Here is a 21724-nt window from a genome sequence, read left to right as displayed (position 1 = left end):
TATTTTTCGCACTGAACATCAAGCAGCCTCCAGCTCTCCCCATCCCTTGATGGGAGCGGGCTGGGGGGGTGGGTGAACCTGCCAGCACCGCAATGGTGGCACCTGCCCCCACCCCCTAACCCCTCCCGCAAGGGGAGGGGGGACATGCCTGGCAATTAAATGCATTGACCACTGAGGTTTCAAATGATTGAGAAAATCATCGAATATTCCGCCCGAAACCGCGTCATCATCCTGATGCTGTTCGCCCTGATCATCGCCTGGGGCGTCTGGTCCGTCTACAAGACGCCGGTCGACGCGATTCCCGACCTTTCGGACAACCAGGTCATCGTCTTCACCGACTACCCCGGCCGGTCGCCGCAGGTGGTCGAGGACCAGGTAACCTACCCGCTGGCTGTTAACCTGCAAGGGCTGCCGCAAGTCCGCGCCGTGCGCGCCTCCTCGGCCTTCGGCTTCTCCATGATCTACGTGATCTTCGAGGACAAGGCGGACATCTACTGGGCCAGAACCCGCGTCCTCGAACGCCTCAATTACGCGGCGTCGCTGCTTCCTTCGGGGGTGGTGCCGACCCTTGGCCCCGACGGCACCGGGGTGGGTCACGTATTCTGGTACACGCTGGAAGGGAAGGGGTACGACCTGGAGCAGTTGCGCACCTTGCAGGACTGGTTCGTCCGCTACCAGCTGAACACGGTCCCGGGCGTTGCCGAAGTCGCTTCCATCGGCGGCTTCGTGCGCGAGTACCAGGTAGACCTCGACCCGAACCGCCTGTTCGCCTACAACATCAAGGTCTCCCAGGTGGCCGACGCCATCAAGAAGTCCAACAACGACGTCGGCGGCAGGCTCCTGGAACAGGCCGACGCCGAGTTCCTCATCCGCGGCCGCGGCTACGTGAAATCGACCGCGGACCTGGAAAACATCGTGGTCGGCGCCGACATGCGCGGCACCCCGATCTACGTGAAGAACTTGGGCACCGTGCAACTCGGCGGCGCCATCCGCCGCGGCATGCTGGACATGAACGGCGAAGGCGAGGCCGTGGGCGGCATCGTGGTCATGCGCTACGGCGAGAACGCCAAGGACGTCATCGACCGGGTCAAGGAGAAGATAGTCTCCTTGGAGAAAGGGCTTCCCCCCGGCGTCAAGATCATGGTCTCATACGACCGCAGCGACCTCATCGAGCGGGCCATCGACACGCTGAAGCATTCGCTGGTCGAGGAATCCATCGTAGTGTCGCTGGTGATCCTCGTCTTCCTGCTCCATTTCCAGAGCGCATTGGTCATCGTGCTGACGCTTCCTATCGCGGTGCTCATCTCCTTCATCACCATGAAGCTCATGGGGGTCAGCTCGAACATCATGTCCCTTGGCGGCATCGCCATCGCCATCGGCGTCTTGGTCGACGCCGGCGTCATCATGGTGGAGAACTGCTACCGCCACCTCTCCGAGATGCCCCCCGAGGAGCGCAAGGAAAAGCGTCTTGATGTGATCATCGCCTCGGCCAAGCAGGTAGGGCGTGCCATCTTCTTCTCTTTGGCCATCATCATCCTCTCCTTCGTGCCGGTGTTCCTGCTCGAAGGGCAGGAAGGAAAGATGTTCCACCCGCTGGCCTTCACCAAGACCTTCTCCATGATGGGGTCGGCCTTCATCGCCATAACGCTCGTGCCGGTGCTCATGTACTTCCTGATGCGCGGGAAGATGCCGCCGGAAAGCTCCAACCCGGTCTCCACCTTCTTCATCAAGATGTACTCCCCGATCATCAGGTGGGTGCTCAAGTGGAAGAAGACCACCATCGCGCTGAACGTCGTGGCGCTCGCCATCGCCATCCCCATGTTCATGAGCATCGGCAGCGAGTTCATGCCCCCCCTCGACGAGGGGTCGCTCCTCTACATGCCGGTGACGCTCCCCAACGTCTCCATCAACGAGGCGAAGCGCCTGATTCAGGTGCAGGACACAGTGATCAAGAGCGTACCCGAGGTGGAGCACGTGCTGGGCAAGGTGGGGCGCGCCGAGACCTCGACCGACCCCGCGCCGGTCTCCATGTTCGAGAGCATCATCATCCTGAAACCCAAGGACAAGTGGCGCGCGGGGGTGACCAAGGCGGACATCGTTTCCGAACTTGACTCGAAACTGCAGCAGATAGGGGTCAGGAACGGCTGGACCCAGCCCATCATCAACCGGATCAACATGCTCTCCACGGGGGTCCGTACCGACTTGGGCGTCAAGATCTTCGGCGCCGACCTCAACGTGCTGAAAGACCTGGCGGTGCAGGCCGAGGGGATACTGAAGACGGTCCCGGGCGCTGCGGATGTCGTGGCGGAGCGCGTCACCGGCGGCAATTACATCGACATCGACATCGACCGCGAGGCGGCCGCCCGTTACGGGGTGAACGTCGGCGACATCCAGGAGGTGATCTCGACAGCTCTTGGAGGAGAGATGCTCTCCACCGCGGTGCAGGGGCGCAACCGCTTCCCCATCCGGCTTCGCTACATGCGGGAGATGCGCAGCGACATCCCCTCCATACAGCGCATCCTCGTCTCAGGGATGGGGGGGGCCCAAGTGCCGCTCTCCCTGGTGACGAAGCTCAAGGTCTCCACCGGCGCGCCTGAGATCAACAGCGAGGGAGGGTTGCTCCGCTCCATCGTCTTCCTGAACGTCAGGGGGCGCGACATGGGCGGCTTCGTCAACGAGGCCAAGACCGTGCTGGAAAAGCAGCTGAAGCTCCCCCCGGGATACTACGTCGCCTGGTCCGGCCAGTGGGAGAACCAGGTGCGGGCCAAGGCGCGCCTCCAGATGCTGGTGCCTGCCGGTATCCTGATCATCTTCATCCTGCTCTTTTTCACCTTCCACTCGGCCTTGGAGGCGAGCATGGTCATGCTCTCGGTACCGTTCGCGCTGGTCGGCGGCGTCTACCTGGTCAAGCTGCTCGGCTACAACATGTCCGTTGCGGTCTGGGTCGGGTTTATCGCCCTCTATGGGATAGCCGTCGAGACAGGGGTGGTAATGGTCATCTACCTGCACGAGGCGCTAGACAAGAAGCTCCTCAAAGGGCCGGTCACGGAACAGGATATCTATGACGCCACCTTCGAGGGGGCGGTACTGAGGCTGCGCCCGAAACTCATGACCGTCGCCGTCGCCCTCTTGGGCCTGGTCCCGATCATGTGGTCGACAGGCACCGGCGCCGACGTGATGAAACCGATCGCCGCGCCCATGATAGGGGGGATGATCTCTTCGGCCGTCCACGTTCTCATCATGACCCCGGTTATCTTCGTTCTGATGAAGAAGCACGACCTGAAGAAAGGTAAACTCAAGTACTCGGGGATGAAGCACTGAAAGAAGAATATCCCACGGCCGTCGTAGCATATTCGACAGCGGCAGCGGTACCTTGCCGCCTCAAAGTCGGTAAAATGAATAGTTAAGAGCCTGGCACAGCACATGCTATTAGAGCATGAGATTTCCCACTCAAAGGAGAATGAAAACATGAAAAAGCTTGTCGTCCTTATCGCAGCAGCATTCGCTCTCTCTGCACCGGTGGCCTCCATTGCAGCCATGGATCATGGCGCCATGAATATGGACCACGGTTCCATGAACATGGAGCACGGCAGCGGAGACGTCGCGCACGAAGAGGTAGTCAACGGCGTCAAGGCCACCTACAAGGTCATGAGCATGAAAGAGCATATGAAAGCGATGAAGATGGAGATGCCCAAGGGGATGAAAGAGACCCATCACATCGCCGCCGAGTTCAAAGACGCGAAGACAGGCAAGGCGCTCACCGAAGGGGAAGTGAAGCTGAAGCTTCAGGGCCCGGACAAGTCCGAGCAGACCAAGGAGCTGATGGGGATGCAGGGGCATTTCGGCGCCGACTTCGACCTTTCCAAAAAAGGGAAGTACGGCATCATGTGCAAGTTCAAGCTGAAAGATGGCCAGGTGCGCAGCTCCAAGTTCTGGTACACCGTTAAGTAGCCATCGCCGCTTTTTGTCAACGCCGCACCCGGAAAGGGGATAGGCTGCTGTATCTTTTTGGACTACGGATAAAGCAGCAGATCCCCTTTCTGCTTTACCGAGCCGTTTCATTGAAAGGCTAGGGAGCCCAAACGTCACCCCCCTTTGCGAAGGGGGACAGGGCAGCACTGTCCAGATACGTATTTGCACTACTTAATCAAGCCGTTTCGAGCTCTCCCCCTCCCTTGACGGGAGGGGGCAAGGGAGGTGGGTGAACTTGCCAGCAGCTCAAAAGGTGGCACCTACCCCCACCCCCTAACCCCCTCCCGCAAGGGGAGGGGGACCAAGAGCGGCTTTCCCCGGTATTTTCCGATGCCCCTTCGCGAAGTGGGGCCTCCCCCCCGAAGCGGTAGCTCTGCGAAGGGGGGACAGCGGAGATTTGCTTTTTAATCCACTTGCATATTCATTCCGATATATGTAAATTCTACCGGCATAAGGAGCAAGGTTTCCTCCTCAATGCCGAGCGAGGAAACCACGATGCGCTACCTGCGGAGCTTCATCCTCATTCTTGTCATAACGGCCCTTGCCGCCTGCAACTCTTCCGAACGGCAGCCGGCTAAAGCTGAAAAGCCGGGCTCAGTAAAGGCGACCAAGGCCTTCGTGAAGGAGTTCGGACCGGCTCCGTCAGTCGAGAAGGGGACCGCCTACGCTTTCGTCATCTACTTCCCCTCGGCGAAACAGCCGGGCAAGGTGCTTCCCTTCCCGTTCTTCAGCTTCGACGAGGCGAGCCTGAAGAAGGTGGCGCTGGCGAAGCTCATCGGCGGCCTTGGGGATCTCAAGAGCTACCAGGGCGAGATCGCGCAGCCGTTTCCCGCTGGAGCCCGGTTGCTCGACCTGCAGCAGTCCGGCGGGTCGGTCACTGCCGTCTTCAGCAAGGAGCTCGCCGCCGCCCGCACCGATCTGGGGCTTGTGAACGCGGTGGTTTTGACGCTGAAGCAGTTCGAAGGGGTAGGGCAGGTAGCCCTTCAGGTCGAAGGTGCGCCGGCGACCACGGACAAGCAGGCGCAAAAGGCGGACGAATCCGTAGTGCTGCCGCTTGCTCCGCCTCGTTTGCTGAGCGTAACCGGGATGAAGGAAAAAGGGGCGGCCACGGTGGAAGAGGTCGACGCCTTCTTCGACCGGCCGGTGCAGATAAAGGAACTCAGGCTTCTGGATGCCGACGGCAAGCCTTTCGAGGGTGAGATCTTCCACTCCGTCTTCGACATGGCGGGGGTGCTCAAACCGAAGAACCCGGCCAAGTTCAGCGCGGGATTGCCGGTTCAAGTGCGCTGGAATGTGACCGATAAGATAGGACGTAACTCTTCCGGGCAAACGGAGATGATGCTCGAAGTGCGGGAGCATTGATGGAAACAGTGAAAGACGCGGTTTTTGAGCGGCAGCCTGAAAAATGGGCTACGGGAAGCGAATGTTCAGAAAAGCGACGCTGATAATCGGAATATTCGCAACCTGTTCCCTGCTTTGGTTCACCCTCTACAACTACCGCCAGGCCGGCCCCATCGCCCAGGAGAACCTGCGCGGACTCGCCCTCACGCTTACCTCCGCCATCGAGAACCTCGCGGTTAACGACCCGAACCTTGCCAGCCTTGCCAAATTCCGCACTAACGATATCGCCTACTTCGCCCTGGTGGACAGCCAGGGCCGTTTCCGCTTCCATTCGAACCCGGACCTGATCGGTGCCTCCCTGCCGGAAGCCGAACGCAAAGCTGCACCAAAACTTGAGCGATCCGAGTCGCGAGTCGCCCTGGGGACGGGTGAGCAGGCATTCCTGGTAACAACTCCCATCAACTTAAACGGCGAAATTCTCTCCCTTCATCTCACCCTGCACACCTATCGCGCCGATGCTGTCGTGCGCAGCGCCAAGCTGAACCTGACCGTAATGCTTGCGCTGATTGCGACAGGTTGGCTCCTTAGTCTCGGCCTTTTCCGCTATGCCCGCAGGGAAGAACTGCACCAGGCCGAAATGACGCGCAAGGTGAACCTAGCCAAGCTGGGCGAAATGGGGGCGCTCCTGGCCCACGAAATCAGGAACCCTCTTGCCGGCATCAAGGGGTTCGCCCAGGTGATCGCCAAAAAGCCGCAGGAGGCACGCAACGCCGCCTTCGCACAAAACATCGTCACCGAGGTGGTGCGGCTGGAGGCGCTGGTTAACGACCTTTTGGCCTATGCCGCCGGCGACGGAGCACAGCGGGCGCCCTTCGACCTGGGCGAACTGATCGACAACACCCTCTCGCTCCTGGCCCCGGAGGCAGTCGAGCGCGAGGTATCCGTTTGCTGCAGCAGCACCTGCTCCTTCTTCGTGATGGGAAACAGGGACCGGATCGAGCAGACGCTCCTCAACCTGGGTAAAAACGCGCTGCAGGCGATGGACGCAGGGGGCGTACTGGAAATAGCGTGCGCCTCGGCCGGGGGACAAGCGCAAATCAGCATCAAGGATACCGGGCAGGGGATAGCGGAGGCGGACCTTCCCAAGGTCTTCGAGCCATTCTTCACCACAAGGGCCAGGGGAACCGGGCTGGGACTCGCCCTTTGCAAAAAGGTGATCGAAGAGCACGGCGGAACCATCGGGTTGGAGAGCAGGATAGGGGAGGGGACCACGGTGACCCTCGCCTTGCCTTTGCTCCCCGCGGACAAGGAGCAGACATGAAAGGAAACATTCTGGTGGTCGAGGATGACGGCACCTTCCGCGCTTTTCTGGAGACAGTGCTGCAGGACGACGGGCACCAGGTAAAGACCGCCGCCGATGGCGAAAATGCGCTTCGTCTGCTGAAGCAGGGAAGCTACGACGTGGTGGTCTCCGACCTGAAGCTCCCCGGCAAAAGCGGCCTCGACCTCTTTCGTGAGACGCGCAACGATCCAGCCGCGCCGCAGTTCATCTTCCTGACCGCCTACGGGAAGGTCGGAGAAGCCGTCGCCGCCATCAAGGAAGGGGCGGTCGACTTCCTCACCAAGCCGCTGCAGGATCCGGATGTGCTGCTCCGCCTGGTGCGGCACGTCATCGAGGAACAGCTCCGGGAGCGCGACTATCTCTCCCTCAAGCAGTGCGAGGTAGCCGGGCTGCCGCCGGAGGATCTCATCTTCGCCGGCCAAGCCATGGCCCCCGTGCGCAAGCTGGTACACGACGTGGCAGGCACCATGGCGAACGTCCTCGTCTTCGGCGAGAGCGGAACGGGAAAGGAATTGGTCGCAAGGACCATTCATCAGCTGAGTTCCCGCCGGGAGGCCGGCTTCGTCGCGCTAAACTGCGCCGCCATCCCGGAAACCCTTCTGGAAAGCGAGCTTTTCGGGCACGAGAAGGGGGCTTTCACCGGTGCGGTGCAGGCGAGGCAGGGGAAATTCGAACTGGCCCGGGGCGGAACCATCCTGCTGGACGAGATCGGGGAGATGCCGCTTGCCCTGCAGGCCAAGCTCCTGCGGGTGATCCAGGAGCGCGTCTTCGAGAGGGTGGGAGGGACCAAAGAGATCAAGGCCGACGTCCGGCTGATCGCGGCGACCAACCGTAACCTGCGCGAGGAGGTCAGGGAGCGCCGCTTCCGCGAGGACCTTTACTACCGCCTCAACGTATTCCCGGTGCAGCTCCCTCCATTGCGGGAAAGGGGCGATGCGGTGCCGGTTTTGAGCAGATACTTCATGCAACGCTTCAGTAGTCAGACTGGCAAAACCTTGAAAGGGATCGACGCCGACGCCCTCGCCGCCCTGGAAAGGTACCGCTGGCCCGGCAACATCAGGGAGCTGCAAAACGTAATGGAGCGGGCCGTCATCCTCTCCAGGGAAAAGGTGGGGCTATCCGCCCTCCCGGAGGAAATGCTGCGCACGCCCGAGCCGGATGCCCTCGATAGCCGCGAGAGGCTGAAGTCGGCGGAGAGGGAGATCATCGCAGAGGCGATCAAGAAGCATCACGGCAACCGGCGCCTGGCTGCCGAGGAACTCGGGGTATCGCGGCGGACCCTGCAGTACAAGCTCAAGGATTACGGCTTTCTTGACGAAAGCTGACCGGTGCAAATCCGCGTCGCCCGAGTGCAAAGGATTGCACCATTTCCCCCTTGGCGCGAGCGCCCTTTGCTGTTGGTCTCCTGCTAAATCAGCCACTTGCCTATTACAGGCGAATTGGCACGAAGTGTGATAACTACTGGTAAGTCACGCGGCGACGCAGGGAATCATCAATAGAGAGGTATCGGGATGCAGGCGGAAGGAACTCCCTCCGACCGGTCTGCCTCACTGGTACAAAAGGGGGAGTTAGCATGAAGGGTTTAATGGCAGCGGCGCTTTTGGCGGCAACGTTTCTGGCTTTGTCGGGTTGCTGCGGGTTGCATCACATCTGGTAATGGTTGCGGTCAGGCGAGGGGCAGGACGGCGCGGGTCCTGCTAGCGGTATCGCGTCTGACCCATGCGGAGTCAATGGTAATGAAACGTTTTTCCCTCATCCTCATATGCGCAGTGCTGTTGAACTGCCAGCTTCTGGGCCAGGCAAACGCCGGTTTTTTCGGCTTCGGCTCAGAAGTCAAGGGGAAGAGCGGCCTCGATTTCAGCCGTGGGTACGATCTGAACACGGTCGGGACGTTCTCCGGGCGGGTGACTGAGTCGCCGCGGCTTGCTGAAAACGGGCAGTATCTCATCGAGATCGAGAGCGGATCGGAGACGGTGAACCTAAGCGTCGGGCCGGAGAACTTCTGGGAGAAAAAGGGCATCCCGGTGAAAGTCGACGACGAGATCACCGCCAAGGGTTCGCGTGCCCAGGGGCAAGACGGGAAAACCTATCTCCTCACGCAGAAGCTGGTAAACCGCAGTAACGGAAAACAGGTGGAAATACGAAACGATCGCGGCGAGCCGGCATGGTCCGGACGCAGCGCCGGTGCAGCCCAGATGAGGGGCGGGATAGGATTCCAAGGCGGCGGGTTCATGCGCGGCGGAGGAATGATGGGTGGCGGCGGCATGATGAGGCGCTGATCGCGGCCCAGGAGTGCGAATGACCAGATTGAAAACCTTCCGGATCATGTTTGTTGTTCTGATGCAGGCACTTTGCCTGCTGACTCCGGGAGGGGTGCGTGCCGAAGGCCCATTGGTCTCGACCGGCGTCGGTTTCGAGTTCGCCTCAGGTTCGTACGGTCTCGGCACCAAGACCGATTCCATCTACGTCCCCTTCACGCTGGCGGTCTATCCCTCTGAGCGGCTCGGGTTCCTGCTGGAGATCCCGTACGTCTACCAGAGCAGTTCAGCCGTCAACACCGGCATCCTCCTGGGGCCAGGGGGAGGGCAGATGACCGGGATGCGCAAGGAGGCGGCCGCAATGCCCGGAGCGGGTGGCACCATGTCCGGAACCGGCAGTGGCAGCGGGGGAGGGACCTCCTCCGGCAGCACCGTGTCGAAGAAGTCCCGCCAAGGGGTAGGGGACCTGACCCTCAAGGGGGGGTACGTCCTCGTGCCGGAAGGGGAGTTTGTTCCAAGGGTGCGCCCCTACCTCTTCGTCAAGTTCCCGACCGCCGACCGTGAGCAGATGCTGGGGACCGGGGAATTCGACGAGGGGTTCGCAGTGGAATTCTCCAAGCAGTACGGCAACTGGTACTCCTTCGCGGAAGGAGGCTACACCTTTCAAGGCACCTCTGCCGTCTTGCCGCTCAAGGATTACTTCAGCTTTAACGCCGGAACAGGTTATCAACTGGGAGAAAGGTTTCTCCCCATGATGCTCATCAAAGCGGCCGGTGCTCCCATAGAGGGAGCCAGCGACCTGCTGGAGCTGAGACTTAAATTGAAAATGCTGGTCGGGGCCAAAAGCGGGATCGACGGGTATATCGCCAAGGGCATTACCCGGAGTTCCCCTGACTATGGCGTCGGGCTGGCCATCTACCATGATTTCTAAGACAAACAAGAGAAGGGGGCACCATATGAAAAAACAGATCGCGGCAGCAACGATTATCGCAGCAGCCTTGCTGGCCGGGTGCGGCGGAGGCGGAGGGTCCACCGCACCGACTACTGCCACAGTAGCCGGCAAAGTCGCCGACGGATACCTGGTCAACGCCGTCGTCTTCATGGACAAAAACGGCAACTACCAATTAGATGCGGGGGAACCTAGTGCCATCACCAACGACAAAGGTGAGTACACGCTGACGGTTGATCCCGCCGATGTAGGTAAGTATCCCATCATCGCGCGTGCCGATGCCAACGTCACCATCGATAAAGACACCAACACCGCTGTAGCCCACAGCTACATCATGAGCCTCCCCAAAGAGAGCGTGACCGGCACGGTCAGCAGCAACTTCGTGAGCCCGATGTCGACCCAGCTGCGGGAGATGATGGAGTCCGGCAGCTACGCCAACATGCAGGACGCCATGGCTGGCCTTAGAACCAGGCTCGGTGTTACACCCGGGACCAACATCATGGGCGACTACATTGCCGGCCAGAACAACACCCTCCATATTGCAGCCCAGAACATGGCGCAGCTTATGGGAGCACAGTCCGGCTTGATGTTCCGCAACTACTCCGGCGCTAACCGCCTCGACGTCACCCGCTACCGCGGCATGATGGGCGCCATCTTCAGCAACATGTCGGCGGTCAGGACCGGGGCGCAGATGCCCCAGATGACCAGCGGTATGACCAGCAATATCAGCAACATCACCGCCGGCATGCCTTCCCAGAACATGTCTTCCTTCACAAGCGGCATGAGCTGGGGCGGCTCCATGATGGGTAGATAGCCAGGGGCTACGCCCTTTCCTATGCTGCAAATGTGGAAGCGGCACCTATCGGCGGTTCGATCCCGTCGGCAGGTGCCGTTTTTCGTTTTCAACGTCGCCCTCACCCAGACCCTCTCCCGCCAACGGCATCGCACACGTATTTAGCGGATGACGCGGATAAAATCGGATTGATCTTGAAAACACAAGTTTTGTCTTATCCGCGGTAATCGTTTTTGGATCCGCGTCATCCGCGTGCGATGTCTCTTCGGTATTTTCACAATGCACAAAGCTCAAGGTGACACTTCCGTATCATTGACTGTGAAACAACCTTTGCAGACTAAAATCGTGCTATGATTGAAAAGCCCACAACGTACTGCAAGGGTCATTTCTGAATAACGGGGGGGCTGAGCATGTCCATACTGGTAGGGCAGGAAATGCTGGATGCAATCAAACGGGGCGAGATAGTCATAGATCCGCTGGATGAGTCTCAAATCGGTCCAGGATCGGTCGATTTGACATTGGGAAACGACTTCAGGGTTTTCAAAAAAGAGATCGGGATCTGCCACGTACACAACGAGTCCGACTTTGCCGACGTTACTGACCTTATCTCGCTGGAAGAAGGGGAATACATCACCATAGCCCCCTGCGAAATGATTCTCGGCATCACCAGGGAGAGGATCACGCTTGCAGAAACAATGGCCGGATGGTTGGAAGGGCGTAGCCGCTTCGCCCGCTTCGGCCTGGCTGTACACGTTACAGCGGGGTTCATGCAGCCTGGCATCTCGAATCACCAGGTGTTGGAAATCGTGAATTTGGGCCACAGGCCGTTGGCGCTTTATCCGGGTACCAAAATCTGCCAGTTTGTTTTCGAGCGTTGTATCGGATCGGCGCGATATCAGGGGCGCTTTATCGACCAGGGAAAACCTTGAACATGAGGTGCCTTAGCTAAGCCTGCAGCGCCTCTCTGACCTTCGCCGCCAGCGCCTGCGTGGTAAAGGGCTTTTGCACGAAGCAGACCTCTCGTCCGATGTTGCCGCGCTCCGAGATGATGTCCGCTGTATATCCCGACATGAACAGGCACTTCATGTCGGGATACGACCGTTGCAGCAGCTCCGACAAATCGCGCCCGTTCATGCCCGGCATTATGATGTCCGTCAGCAACAGGTCTATCTTCATCTGGCCGCCGTCCGCCATCTTCACAGCCTCGCCAGGGGTCCCCGCCGACAGAACCCGGTACCCAAGCTCGGACAGCATGGTGGTGGCAAGCGCATTGATGGACGGCTCGTCCTCCACTATGAGTATGGTCTCGTTCCCCCTTATAGCCACGACGCTCCTGTTTTGATGCTCCTGAACTTCCTCCTCGACAGCAGGGAAATAGATCCTGAAGCTGGTACCGGCCCCGGGCTCGCTCTGCACCTCGATGTGCCCGTCGTTTTGCTTCACGATACCGAAAACGGTCGCGAGCCCAAGCCCAGTTCCGCGCCCGACCTCCTTTGTGGTGTAGAAGGGTTCGAAGATCCTTTCCATCACCTCGCGCCTCATGCCGCAGCCACTGTCGCTCACCTCCAGCATCACGCACCTTCCCTGGGGCATTTCTACCGCGGGGTTTTTTTGCTCAGGTGACAATTCGACGTTCTCCGTCCGGATGTCCATTCTCCCGATTCCCGCTATGGCGTCCCTGGCGTTGACGCAGAGGTTGGCCATGATCTGGTCCAACTGGGTCGGATCCAGTTTCACTTTCCAGATGTCCCGTCCCGGCGACCAGACGACCTCGATATCCTCGCCTATCAGCCTGTGCAGCATCTTCAGCATCTTTGCGATCACTTCGTTCAGATCGAGTACCTTGGGCTTTGCGTGCTGCTGGCGGGAGAAAGCGAGCAGTTGGCGGGTGATATCGGCGGAGCGGTTCGCGGCATCGAGGATCCCCTGCAGCCGTTCATGGAGTTTCCCTGAAGGCTCGACTTCCATCATGGCCAGCTCGGCATTGCCTATGATGACCCCCAGCATGTTGTTGAAATCATGCGCCACCCCTCCGGCCAGCTTGCCTACAGCCTCCATCTTCTGCGACTGAAGCAGTTGCTCGGCAAGCCCCGTCTTCTCGGCCTCCATCTTCGCCTTCTCCGTCAGGTCGCGGATCACTAGCACCATACCTGCCAGCCGGGCCGCGCTGTCTATGATGGGAGCGCCGATCACGGTTACCGTGCGGGAAACGCCGTCCCGGGACCACACCCGGTGCAGGCCGGAGAGCTCTATGGTCTGTCTTCGCTCCATTACCGCCTGAAGCTCTTCCCCGACGTCCGGGAGGGAGTCGCTTGGCTCGATGCAAAGGACCTGGTCCAGGCCTACGCCTGTGGCCTGTTTCTCGGTCCAGCCGGTCATAAGCTCGGCGACGTGGTTGACCAGCACGATTCTGCTCTCGGTGTCGGTGGCGATGACGCCGTCGCCGATGGATTGCAGCGTTACGGAGAGGCGTTCCTGTTCCGCTAACAGGCGCTGCTCGGCCAAAAGGAGTTCCCCAGACGAATGGTTCAGAGCATCGGTCAACATGTCGATTTCGTAAACCCCGCGCGACACCGAGACCTGCGCACCCTTCCGGTTTTGCAGCTCATGGGCGAAGCGGGCCAGCTCCCGGACCGCCCGCAGCGGCGGCTTGACCACCAGTGCCATCAGCACGGTTCCCACAATGATCCAGAGCGCACCGATGACAAGCGTGCTGCGCCAGGTTGCATGCAGGAGCCGCTGGGCCGTATCCAGGCTCAGGGCGATCTTTACCCAGCCAAGCTTTTCGCCGGCGACGATGGGAGACCAGCTCACCAGTTGGTTTCCCTCGCGCTTCAGAACGGGTTGGGACCCCTGCGGCACCCTGACCCACTTCACGTCGTAGCTCACCTTGGGCAGGTCGGCGCGGTTGGGGCGCACGACGTTGCACAGAAGGTTCCCGTCCGGTTCGGCGACCTGGATGCTGACCACCTCGGGGAGGTTGGCACTGTCCAGCATGTGCGCTTCCAAGCCGGCGTATTCCTTTATCACCATGAAATGGGCCGCGTTGTCGGCGTTGCTGCGGGAGAGGATGCGCAGGTTGTCCGAGAGGGTCTGAATGTAGACGGAGGTCTGCCGGCTACCGATCCACCAGCCGTAAACGGCGATGAGCAAGGTGAGGATGAGGGCGAGGGAGACGATGATCTTTACTTCGAGGCGGCTCGTCATCTGGCTGGGCTACTTCGCCTGTTGCCGAGGTCCCTCAAGATCGACCTTGGCAAAGAAGCTGTAATCCCGCTTGAAGTTCGCCTTTATCGGGTCCACAAGCTTCACGTCCTTCAGCATCCTGCGCCCTTCCTCCGACTGGTCCAGGGCTAGCACCGCCCTGGTCACGGCATCCTGGAGCTTTTTGGGGACGCGGGGGTGGGCCGCCAAAGGGTGCGGCGCTATCTTCTCCGTCCGCAGGATGACGCGGAACTCGCTGAGCATTTCGGGGGCGTCGTTGATGACGCTGGTGTCAAGGGTGACGCCGGCGTCGACCTTCCCCAATAGGACGCTCTTGGCCACGTTGATGGTCGATCCACTGAAGGTCGAGTTGTAGTCGATGGCGCCCTGGCCGGTGAGCAGCGCGTGGCGGGTGATGACGCTGCAGATGGATCTGGGCCCGACGGAAGCGATCGTCTTACCCTTGAGATCGCTCACCTTGAGGTAGGGGGAGTCCTTTCTCACGAAGACCTGCCCCTGCAACGGATGGGAGCTGCGCACCAGCGGAACGTATTTCTGCTTCTGGTAGGCGAGATAGAACATGTTCGGTGCGGAATAAATGAGATCCGCCGCGCCTTTCTGCGTCTCCGACAGAAAGACGTCGATCTTGTCGTAAAGCTTCAACTCGATTTCCACGCCCAGTTGCTTGGAGAGGTACTGCACGAAAGGGGTCCAGTTCTTGTGCAGTGTTATGGCAGGCTGATTGGGGACAACTGCCAATGTATAGCTTCTTTTCGCTGGCTCTGCTGACAGTGCAGGCAAGGCAAGCAATAGAAGGATTGCGAAAGCGATACAGCAGGTATGCAGCTTTGAGCACATGGACCCCTCCAGAACCATTGATACCATCGTCGGCAATTGCTGATACAGTAAATAAGCCTTCCGAATATTTTCCACCTTACTTAAATACCACAGAAATCACAAATGTCAGGCACCTGTGCCTTTGGCGATTACTACCGTAACAGTAAACGCTGCGTCTCTGACAGATGTTCATGGAAAGAGATATCATCCCTCCTGCGAGTGACGGACTCACCTTACCCTCAGCCAGTATTTCAATTGTCTCGACAGATCATCTCTGTGCGCATCGTCAATATTAAAGTGTTATAATTCGCACTTGTCTTTCAGGGGGATACCCCCTATAACACTTGCTGGCGCGGTACTGCAAGAAAACCGGCGCGCACGGGAGGCAAAGACATGAAGCGGGGTGACGGCGCGGCCATGCCCATGGACGCAGACAAATTGGCAGCAATGGTGGAATCGTCTGGCGACGCGATTGTCGGAATGAACTTGGACGGTACCATCAGCAGCTGGAACCCCGCTGCGACCAGGCTCTATGGGTATTCCGCAAAGGAAGCTGTAGGCTGCGATATTTCCGTACTGGAATCTTTGGAGCGCCCCGGCGAGATCGCGGCGGAGCTGCAAGAGGTGCAAAAGGAGAAGCGATCCCGGCACTATGACCGCTACCGCCGGCGCAAAGACGGCAGCCAGGTTTTCGTCTCACTGACGCTCTCCCCGATACTGGACAGGCAAAATACGCTGATCGGCCTGTCCTCCATCGGCCGCGATGCGGAGGAACTGGTACAGAAACGTACCAAGGAACTGATGCAGGCCATCCGGGCACTGCAAGTTGAGATCTCCGAGCGGAGCAGGGCAGAGGAGGCGCTTACCCAGAGCGAGGAGATGCTCCGCTTCGCGGCATTGGCGGCGGATATCGGCATATGGCACTACGATCTGCTGACAGGGGACCTGGTCTGGAGCGACAGGTGCAAGGAGTTGTTCGGCTATCCTCACGACTTTCAGATGACCTACGAAGCTTTCCTCGACGCCGTAGCGGAGGAGGACCGGCAGAGGGTAGACCAAGCGGTTCAGAGGGCTTTGCAGGACAAGTCCGAATATGCAGTAGAGCTGAGGGTGATATTGCAAGACGGACAGGTGCGGTGGGTGATGAGCAAAGGGCACGCCTTCTACGATAGCCAGGGGAAACCGCTGCGGATGGCAGGCATAGCCTTGGACATCACCCAGACGAAAAAAACGGAAGCGGCGTTATTGCGAGCGAAGGAGGAATGGGAAAGCACTTTCAACAGCGTCCCCGATCTCATCGCCATACTAGACGAAAAGTGCCGCATCGTCCGGGTCAACGAGGCCATGGCGCAGCGGGTCCATATCAGCGCCGACGGGTGTGTCGGGCTTTTTTGCTACCAGGTTCTTCACGGGGAGAATGCGCCGCCTCATTTCTGCCCCCACGGCCAGAGCTTGATGGACAATATGCAGCACATTGTCGAGGTCTACGATCCCCACCTGTCCGGGACCTTTCTGGTCAGCACCACGCCCCTTGTTGCGGCGGACGGCAAATCTATCGGAACGGTTCATGTTGCCAGGGACATAACGGAGCGCAAGAGGGCGGAAGAGGAGATCGCCCGGCTGAACGCCGACCTGGGGGCGCACCTAGCCGAACTGGAGGAGAGAAACCAGGAACTGGATGCCTTCAACCGGATGATATCCCACGACCTGCGGCAGCCCTTGAACATCATGTCCCTTGCCGGCCAGCACATCGAGATGCTATGCAGCAGCGACACCCCCGAGTGCCGGCAAAGCGTGCAGACCCTCGAACAGTCGGTATTGCGCATGAACACAATGATCGAGACGCTGCTTTCCTTCTCGCGTTCGACCCATGGGAATTTGATGCGAGAGGATTTCGACATCAGCGAGATGGTACAGGTGATACTCGCGGAATTTTATCTGGCCGAGCCGCCGCGCAGGATAACCACAGTGATAGCGGAAGAGACAAAGGTCAATGCCGACCCCCGGCTGTTGAGGACTGCGCTGGAAAACCTCCTGGGCAACGCCTGGAAATATACCGGTGGCCGTGAAGAGGGATACATCGAGTTCGGTGTGAGGGGAGGGGGGGCAAAACCGGTCTACTTCATCAAGGACAACGGGATGGGGTTCGACATGGCCGATGCGGATAAGCTCTTCGTCCCCTTCCAGCGGCTGGCCGGGGCCGATGCGTTCAAAGGTTCGGGCATCGGCCTTGCGACCGTGGAAAAGATCATCAAGCGGCACGGCGGAAGAATCTGGGCAGAGGGCGAGCCGGACAAGGGAGCCACCTTCTACTTCACGCTGGAAAGTTGAATCGCTTCGCCTACCCGCCACCGAGTTCGCCAGGATGAACAGCGCCGCTACCGCGGATACTTCCCTGACCTTCCCCCAATTGAGCAGCAGGAGCAACGGGCTGAGGAAAAGTCCTCCACCCACCCCGGTAAGACCGGAGGTAAGGCCCAGCAGCGCACCAGCTAAAAACGCGACCGGCATCCTGCACCCATCTTCACGCTGCTACGCCACACATAATCGCTGTCAGATTGCTGTGCTCCCAGCCAAGCGGCGGAAAATTAGTGGCACGGGTTCTCAAAAATAATTCTTGAAACTGTATTCTCCCCAACGTACTATCTCAGCGAGTTTCGATGAGAAATGACGTACGTTGCAATGCCATTCACTCGATTTTCGCCACTATCTTCGGGATCAGACAAATCTTGGAGTTTCGATATCAACTTTGTACCGTTGGGTTCCCGCATCAATCGCATACCTGATCCTGGTGCACTTGCCAAAGCCATTGCCCAACCTAAATCCTATTGGACACCGAGAAACAATGAACGAAATCGAAGCCTTAAACCGCACTTTATTCCTGCACATTAACGGCGGCAACTATACCCCAGCTTGGTTGGTGCAAGCCTCCATCGGCATGGCCGATTACCTGATCGACCTGATTCCGCTGCTGCTGCTTGGTCTTTGGCTGCAGGGTGATTATGCACGACGAAACCTGGCGATCAAGTCGTGTCTGATTGCCTTGCTGGGTGTCGCGGCAAACCAGATCGTCGGTGTGGTCTGGCCCCACCCGCGCCCCTTCATGATCGGACTCGGTCATGCCTGGATTCAGCACGCGGCCGACCCGTCGTTCCCGAGCGATCACATGACCGTGTTTGCCGGGGTCGGACTGACCCTGCTGTTGGATGGCGCGGGCGAATGGGGTATCGCTACGATGCTGACGGGGCTGTGCGTGGCCTGGGCGCGGGTGTTCCTGGGCGTGCATTTTCCGCTCGATATGGTAGGTGCAGTCGGTGTCGCGGCCTGTACCTATAGCATCGTGTCGCCGCTTTGGCGTGTCTTGGGTGCATCCATAACCAGTATGACCGAGCGCCTGTATCGATACCTGCTGGCCCGCCCGATTGCGATGGGCTGGATACGCAACTGAGCGCGAGCAATGATAGATGGTAACAGGGTTTCCGGGAAGGGCGAAGATAGGCCTACCCTTCGGTGCGCGAAGGCCAACGGGATGGGGTTCGACATGGCCGATGCGGATAAGATCTTCGCCCCGTTCCAGCGGCGGGCTGGGGCCATGCGTTCAAAGAATCGCTTCGCCTACCAAAGCCTACACCAGCAGCATTTTGAACCCCGCCACCATTAGCACCAAAGACAACGCCTTCACTATTCCCGCCACCGGGAGCCTTGCGCTCCCTAGATACGACCCTATTACTCCACCGGAAAGCGCTGCGAACGCGAGCGGCGGAACGAAAGAGGGGATCTGCTGCAGGCTGCTGAGATGCCCGAGGAGCCCTGCCGCGGAGTTCACCAGGATGAACAGCGCCGCGACCGCGGACACTTCCCTGACTTTCCCCCAATTGAGCAGCAGGAGCAACGGGCTGAGAAAAATTCCTCCCCCCACCCCGGTAAGACCGGAGAGAAGGCCCAGCAGCGCGCCGGCCAAAAACGCGACCGGCATGGAGGGGTGTCGGACCGGCTCGGTCTTCCTTTCGCTGTGGAAGCTGAGGCGGAGTGCGGAAGCAACCAGTACGAGCCCCACCAACGGCTTGTAGATGTGGTCCGGGAGGCTCAAGTAGCCGCCGATGAAGCTGCAAGGGATCGAGGTGACGGCGAAGGGCCAGAATAGCCGCCAGGAGAAGTGGCCGGCGCGGAAGAATATGCAGGTGGCCACGCCGGCTACCACAAGGTTCAGAACCAGCGCGGTCGGCTTGAAGGCAGCAGGCGCAACGCTGAAAAGGGCCAGGGTTGCGATGTAGCCCGAAGCGCCGCCGTGCCCTACGCTGGAATAAAGGGCGGCGACCACGAGCACCGCAGCCAATAACAATGTCAGAAGCGGCAAGGTCACAGGCGCACCCTCTCGGGATAGAGTTCCAGGTCGAGAACTTCAGGCAACGCCGTCATCTTCGAGCCCCCCCTGTTCAAACCACCGGTCCAGGAGCATGACCTCTACCTCGCTCCCCGCTTCCTGCGTCGACTGGGGTGCCAGCTTCATCAAGCCGTTGCCCAAGGTCAAGGAGGAGAGTCTTCCCGAGCTTTGATTGCCCGTAGTGGAGACCTCATAGCGCTCTCCGTGCCGGGAGACGATGCCCCGCACCAGGTGCGGCCGCTCCCCGTTGTTGCTGGCGCGCTCCTGCAAGAGCGCGTTCACCACGGGACGGAGGATGCGCCTATGTCCCATCGCTTTCAAGATAGAGGGGCGCACGAAGAGTTCGAAGGAGACCATGGCGGCAACAGGGTTTCCGGGAAGGGCGAAGATAGGCCTACCCTTCAGGTGCGCGAAGGCCAACGGCTTACCCGGCTTCATGTTGACCTTCCAGAACTGGATCTCGCCTCCCAACCGCTCTATGGCCGCCTTGACGTAATCCCTGTCCCCGACCGATACCCCTCCCGAGACGACCAGCATGTCCGCGTCCAACCCCGCCTTGATCTTGTCGCAGGTCTCCTCAAGCGTGTCTGCGGCGATACCGAGGACAATGGGTTCGCCTCCCGCTTCGACGACCTGCGCGGCGAGGCTGTAACTGTTGCTGTCGATGAGCTTGCCGGGGGAGGGGGGGGATCCTGGTTCGAGAAGTTCATCGCCGGTGGCGAGGATGGCGACTCTCGCTTTGCGGTAAAGCGACAAGGACGTTTTTCCCATGGCGCAGAGCATGCCGATCTCCGGGGGGCGGAGCACGGAGCCGGCAGGTATGACGACGTTGCCGCAGGCTATGTCCTCGCCACGCCTGCGGACGTGGTTGCCAGCCTTCACCGGCGACTTAAGCCGGACCAGATCCCCCTGCAACTCTACGTCCTCGATGGGAACCACGGTGTCGCATCCGGGAGGGATGGGGGCTCCGGTCATGATCCTGATGGCGCACCCGGCGGGAACCGAATCGTTTATGACCTCCCCGGCAGGGAGAAAACCGGTTATCTTCAGCTCGACCGGGTCAGCGCTTTGGTGGCGGAAAGCGAAGCCGTCCATGGCGGAGTTGTCAGCAGCGGGGATGTCCCAGGGGGCGAGATGGTTCTCCGGAGTAACCCGGTTCAGCCCCTGGGAGACCGGAACATTCTCCGTTTCCAGCGGGACTATCTGCTCGAAGACGGTGCGTTGCGCTTGCTCGATGCTGATCATTGATGCGCTCCCTCTTGTATTTCAAAACCCAAGCTGTGCGAACTTGGCATTTGCCGTCTCCTCGAAATCCTGCTGCAGCGGGTCCCCTCACCGCACCGAAACACCGGCTTGCCCTATGGCGCCAGCCAAACGAGCGCCGCGACGACCAGTGCCTCGACACCGGTTTCCAACGTGGGATGGATCACGGGGGCAAATTGTGGGCTATGGTTGACCGGCAGCTCATTGAGCGTTCCAGCCGCTTTGGCCTTTGCATAGGTTTCCCTTTCGGTGCCGCCAACGAACCAGAAGACCGACGGAACCTGCCAGGCCGTGCCGAAACAGCCGAAGTCCTCGCTGGCTGGCGCCGGTCCGGTATGGTGCACGCGTGCCGGGGAGAAATGGGCGCGGAACGCGTCGGCGATCCGTTGGCTCGCCGCCTCGTCATTCACGTTGAGGGGATAGCGGTCTAACGGCGTGATCTCCGGTTTCCGGGGGGTACCCGATGCTGCGGCCTCGGCGTTGACGATGCGTTCGATCGCCGCCAGCACGCGCTTACGAACGCCGGCATCGAAGGTCCGAACATTCAGCTTTATTATCGCCTCGTCCGGGATTATGTTCTCTTTCGTGCCGGCTTGCAAAACGCCGATCGTGACGACCGCAGCCTCGGTCGCGGCCACCTCGCGCGAAACGACAGTCTGAAGCCTAAGGACCGTCGCCGCCGCCATGACAACGGGATCGACGCTGGCTTGCGGCATCGATCCGTGTGCACCACGACCGAACAGCCTGATTTGAAGGCTGTCCGCCGCCGAGGTGATGGGGCCGGCGCTTCCGGCGATGTCGCCGGTCGCTCCGAGCATTACGTGCTGCGCAAGTACGACAACTGGTCGGGGAAAACGCGCAAGAAAATTATCGTCGATCATGGCCTGGGCGCCCTGTGCCGTCTCCTCGCCGGGCTGGAAGACCACCATCAGCGTCCCTTGCCAGGAATCCGACTCCTGAGCGAACAAGGCAGCGGCGCCGGCGAGCCAGGCCACATGCATGTCATGGCCGCACATATGTCCGACCGGCACGACCTTCCCTTCCGCATCCGTCGCGGTCACTTGACTCGCGTAGGAAAGACCTGTCGCCTCTTCAATGGGTAACGCATCCATGTCGGCGCGCAGCATGACCGTCGGCCCTTCTCCGTTGCGGAGCAGTCCTACCACCCCCGTCTTTCCTACGCCGGTCGTCACCTCATAACCTGCTCTGCGAAGCCAGTCCGCAGCTAGCGCAGCGGTTCGGGTCTCTTGCATCGACAACTCGGGGTGGGCATGCAGGTCTTTGTACAGGGTTTCAAGGTCGGGGTTCAGCCGGTCGAGATTTTTCAGGACTTGCTCCGAGGCAGTTGCTGTCTTCGTGTTCATAACTGTCGCCCTCACAT

16 protein-coding genes and 1 pseudogene are annotated in these 21724 nt (G+C 59.8%); 11 read left to right on the top strand and 6 right to left on the bottom strand.

Annotation, left to right across the window (positions count from 1 at the left end; all coding sequences use genetic code 11):
- Positions 1 to 183 precede the first annotated feature (183 nt).
- The 9 genes from GBEM_RS10840 to dcd all read left to right on the top strand — a co-directional run bounded on the left by GBEM_RS10840 (position 184) and on the right by dcd (position 11584).
- A complete protein-coding gene (locus GBEM_RS10840) occupies positions 184 to 3321 on the top strand; it encodes an efflux RND transporter permease subunit (RefSeq protein WP_012530599.1) in 3138 nt (1045 codons plus the stop codon).
- A gap of 147 nt (positions 3322 to 3468) precedes the next feature.
- Positions 3469 to 3951, top strand: coding sequence for a hypothetical protein (locus tag GBEM_RS10835; RefSeq protein WP_012530598.1), 483 nt, complete (start codon positions 3469 to 3471; stop codon positions 3949 to 3951).
- A gap of 516 nt (positions 3952 to 4467) precedes the next feature.
- The gene (locus tag GBEM_RS10830) at positions 4468 to 5334 is read left to right on the top strand and encodes a GerMN domain-containing protein (RefSeq protein ID WP_012530597.1); all 867 of its coding nucleotides are present in this window, start codon (positions 4468 to 4470) and stop codon (positions 5332 to 5334) included.
- Between the two features lie 61 nt (positions 5335 to 5395).
- Complete coding sequence (locus GBEM_RS10825; protein WP_012530596.1) at positions 5396 to 6634, top strand: two-component system sensor histidine kinase NtrB; 1239 nt, start codon at positions 5396 to 5398, stop codon at positions 6632 to 6634.
- The gene (locus GBEM_RS10820) at positions 6631 to 7980 is read left to right on the top strand and encodes a sigma-54-dependent transcriptional regulator (RefSeq protein ID WP_012530595.1); all 1350 of its coding nucleotides are present in this window, start codon (positions 6631 to 6633) and stop codon (positions 7978 to 7980) included. The genes GBEM_RS10825 and GBEM_RS10820 overlap by 4 nt, the downstream gene beginning before the upstream one ends.
- 411 nt (positions 7981 to 8391) lie before the next feature.
- Entirely contained in the window at positions 8392 to 8934 is a 543-nt protein-coding gene (locus GBEM_RS10815) for a hypothetical protein (RefSeq protein WP_012530594.1), read from the top strand.
- Between the two features lie 19 nt (positions 8935 to 8953).
- Entirely contained in the window at positions 8954 to 9844 is an 891-nt protein-coding gene (locus GBEM_RS10810) for a transporter (RefSeq protein ID WP_012530593.1), read from the top strand.
- Positions 9845 to 9869: 25 nt separating this feature from the next.
- Entirely contained in the window at positions 9870 to 10676 is an 807-nt protein-coding gene (locus GBEM_RS10805; RefSeq protein ID WP_012530592.1) for a hypothetical protein, read from the top strand.
- 389 nt (positions 10677 to 11065) lie between these two features.
- Positions 11066 to 11584, top strand: coding sequence for a dCTP deaminase (dcd, locus tag GBEM_RS10800; protein WP_012530591.1), 519 nt, complete (start codon positions 11066 to 11068; stop codon positions 11582 to 11584).
- A gap of 16 nt (positions 11585 to 11600) precedes the next feature.
- Here dcd and GBEM_RS10795 read toward each other — a convergent pair whose 3' ends face one another.
- The gene (locus GBEM_RS10795) at positions 11601 to 13862 is read right to left on the bottom strand and encodes an ATP-binding protein (protein ID WP_012530590.1); all 2262 of its coding nucleotides are present in this window, start codon (positions 13860 to 13862) and stop codon (positions 11601 to 11603) included.
- A gap of 9 nt (positions 13863 to 13871) precedes the next feature.
- Positions 13872 to 14618 (bottom strand): phosphate/phosphite/phosphonate ABC transporter substrate-binding protein, encoded by a 747-nt coding sequence (locus GBEM_RS10790; RefSeq protein ID WP_226373852.1) that lies wholly within the window; start codon positions 14616 to 14618, stop codon positions 13872 to 13874.
- Positions 14619 to 15089: 471 nt separating this feature from the next.
- Between GBEM_RS10790 and GBEM_RS10785 the strand changes: the two genes are divergently transcribed.
- Entirely contained in the window at positions 15090 to 17027 is a 1938-nt protein-coding gene (locus GBEM_RS10785; protein ID WP_012530588.1) for a PAS domain S-box protein, read from the top strand.
- A 24-nt stretch (positions 17028 to 17051) separates the two neighbouring features.
- Here the strand turns inward: GBEM_RS10785 and GBEM_RS22030 are convergent.
- Positions 17052 to 17207 (bottom strand): annotated as a pseudogene (locus GBEM_RS22030) (sulfite exporter TauE/SafE family protein); the annotation flags it as partial.
- Between the two features lie 334 nt (positions 17208 to 17541).
- Between GBEM_RS22030 and GBEM_RS10780 the strand changes: the two are divergent.
- Positions 17542 to 18144, top strand: coding sequence for a phosphatase PAP2 family protein (locus tag GBEM_RS10780; RefSeq protein WP_012530587.1), 603 nt, complete (start codon positions 17542 to 17544; stop codon positions 18142 to 18144).
- A 177-nt stretch (positions 18145 to 18321) separates the two neighbouring features.
- On the opposite strand, the gene GBEM_RS10775 is transcribed toward GBEM_RS10780, so the two are convergent.
- The 3 genes from GBEM_RS10775 to GBEM_RS10765 form a co-directional block, all read right to left on the bottom strand.
- The gene (locus GBEM_RS10775) at positions 18322 to 19059 is read right to left on the bottom strand and encodes a sulfite exporter TauE/SafE family protein (protein ID WP_012530586.1); all 738 of its coding nucleotides are present in this window, start codon (positions 19057 to 19059) and stop codon (positions 18322 to 18324) included.
- 39 nt (positions 19060 to 19098) lie between these two features.
- On the bottom strand, positions 19099 to 20325 hold the full coding sequence (locus GBEM_RS10770; protein ID WP_012530585.1) for a molybdopterin molybdotransferase MoeA: 1227 nt from the start codon (positions 20323 to 20325) through the stop codon (positions 19099 to 19101).
- A gap of 113 nt (positions 20326 to 20438) precedes the next feature.
- Complete coding sequence (locus GBEM_RS10765) at positions 20439 to 21707, bottom strand: M20 family metallopeptidase (protein WP_012530584.1); 1269 nt, start codon at positions 21705 to 21707, stop codon at positions 20439 to 20441.
- Positions 21708 to 21724 lie beyond the last annotated feature (17 nt).

Source organism: Citrifermentans bemidjiense Bem (assembly GCF_000020725.1).
In the GTDB taxonomy this organism is placed as follows: domain Bacteria; phylum Desulfobacterota; class Desulfuromonadia; order Geobacterales; family Geobacteraceae; genus Geomonas; species Geomonas bemidjiensis.
The sequence above is the reverse complement of the archived record's forward strand: the minus strand, read 5'-3'. Positions and strand labels throughout refer to the sequence as shown.

Bases quoted from the DNA above. Each gene is read 5' to 3' on its own strand.
- dcd (WP_012530591.1), top strand. From the start codon at position 11,066: ATGTCCATACTGGTAGGGCAGGAAATGCTGGATGCAATCAAACGGGGC.
- GBEM_RS10815 (WP_012530594.1), top strand. From the start codon at position 8,392: ATGAAACGTTTTTCCCTCATCCTCATATGCGCAGTGCTGTTGAACTGC.
- GBEM_RS10825 (WP_012530596.1), top strand. From the start codon at position 5,396: ATGTTCAGAAAAGCGACGCTGATAATCGGAATATTCGCAACCTGTTCC.
- GBEM_RS10765 (WP_012530584.1), bottom strand. From the start codon at position 21,707: ATGAACACGAAGACAGCAACTGCCTCGGAGCAAGTCCTGAAAAATCTC.
- GBEM_RS10795 (WP_012530590.1), bottom strand. From the start codon at position 13,862: ATGACGAGCCGCCTCGAAGTAAAGATCATCGTCTCCCTCGCCCTCATC.
- GBEM_RS10780 (WP_012530587.1), top strand. From the start codon at position 17,542: ATGAACGAAATCGAAGCCTTAAACCGCACTTTATTCCTGCACATTAAC.
- GBEM_RS10810 (WP_012530593.1), top strand. From the start codon at position 8,954: ATGACCAGATTGAAAACCTTCCGGATCATGTTTGTTGTTCTGATGCAG.
- GBEM_RS10840 (WP_012530599.1), top strand. From the start codon at position 184: ATGATTGAGAAAATCATCGAATATTCCGCCCGAAACCGCGTCATCATC.
- GBEM_RS10770 (WP_012530585.1), bottom strand. From the start codon at position 20,325: ATGATCAGCATCGAGCAAGCGCAACGCACCGTCTTCGAGCAGATAGTC.
- GBEM_RS10785 (WP_012530588.1), top strand. From the start codon at position 15,090: ATGAAGCGGGGTGACGGCGCGGCCATGCCCATGGACGCAGACAAATTG.
- GBEM_RS10805 (WP_012530592.1), top strand. From the start codon at position 9,870: ATGAAAAAACAGATCGCGGCAGCAACGATTATCGCAGCAGCCTTGCTG.
- GBEM_RS10835 (WP_012530598.1), top strand. From the start codon at position 3,469: ATGAAAAAGCTTGTCGTCCTTATCGCAGCAGCATTCGCTCTCTCTGCA.
- GBEM_RS10830 (WP_012530597.1), top strand. From the start codon at position 4,468: ATGCGCTACCTGCGGAGCTTCATCCTCATTCTTGTCATAACGGCCCTT.
- GBEM_RS10820 (WP_012530595.1), top strand. From the start codon at position 6,631: ATGAAAGGAAACATTCTGGTGGTCGAGGATGACGGCACCTTCCGCGCT.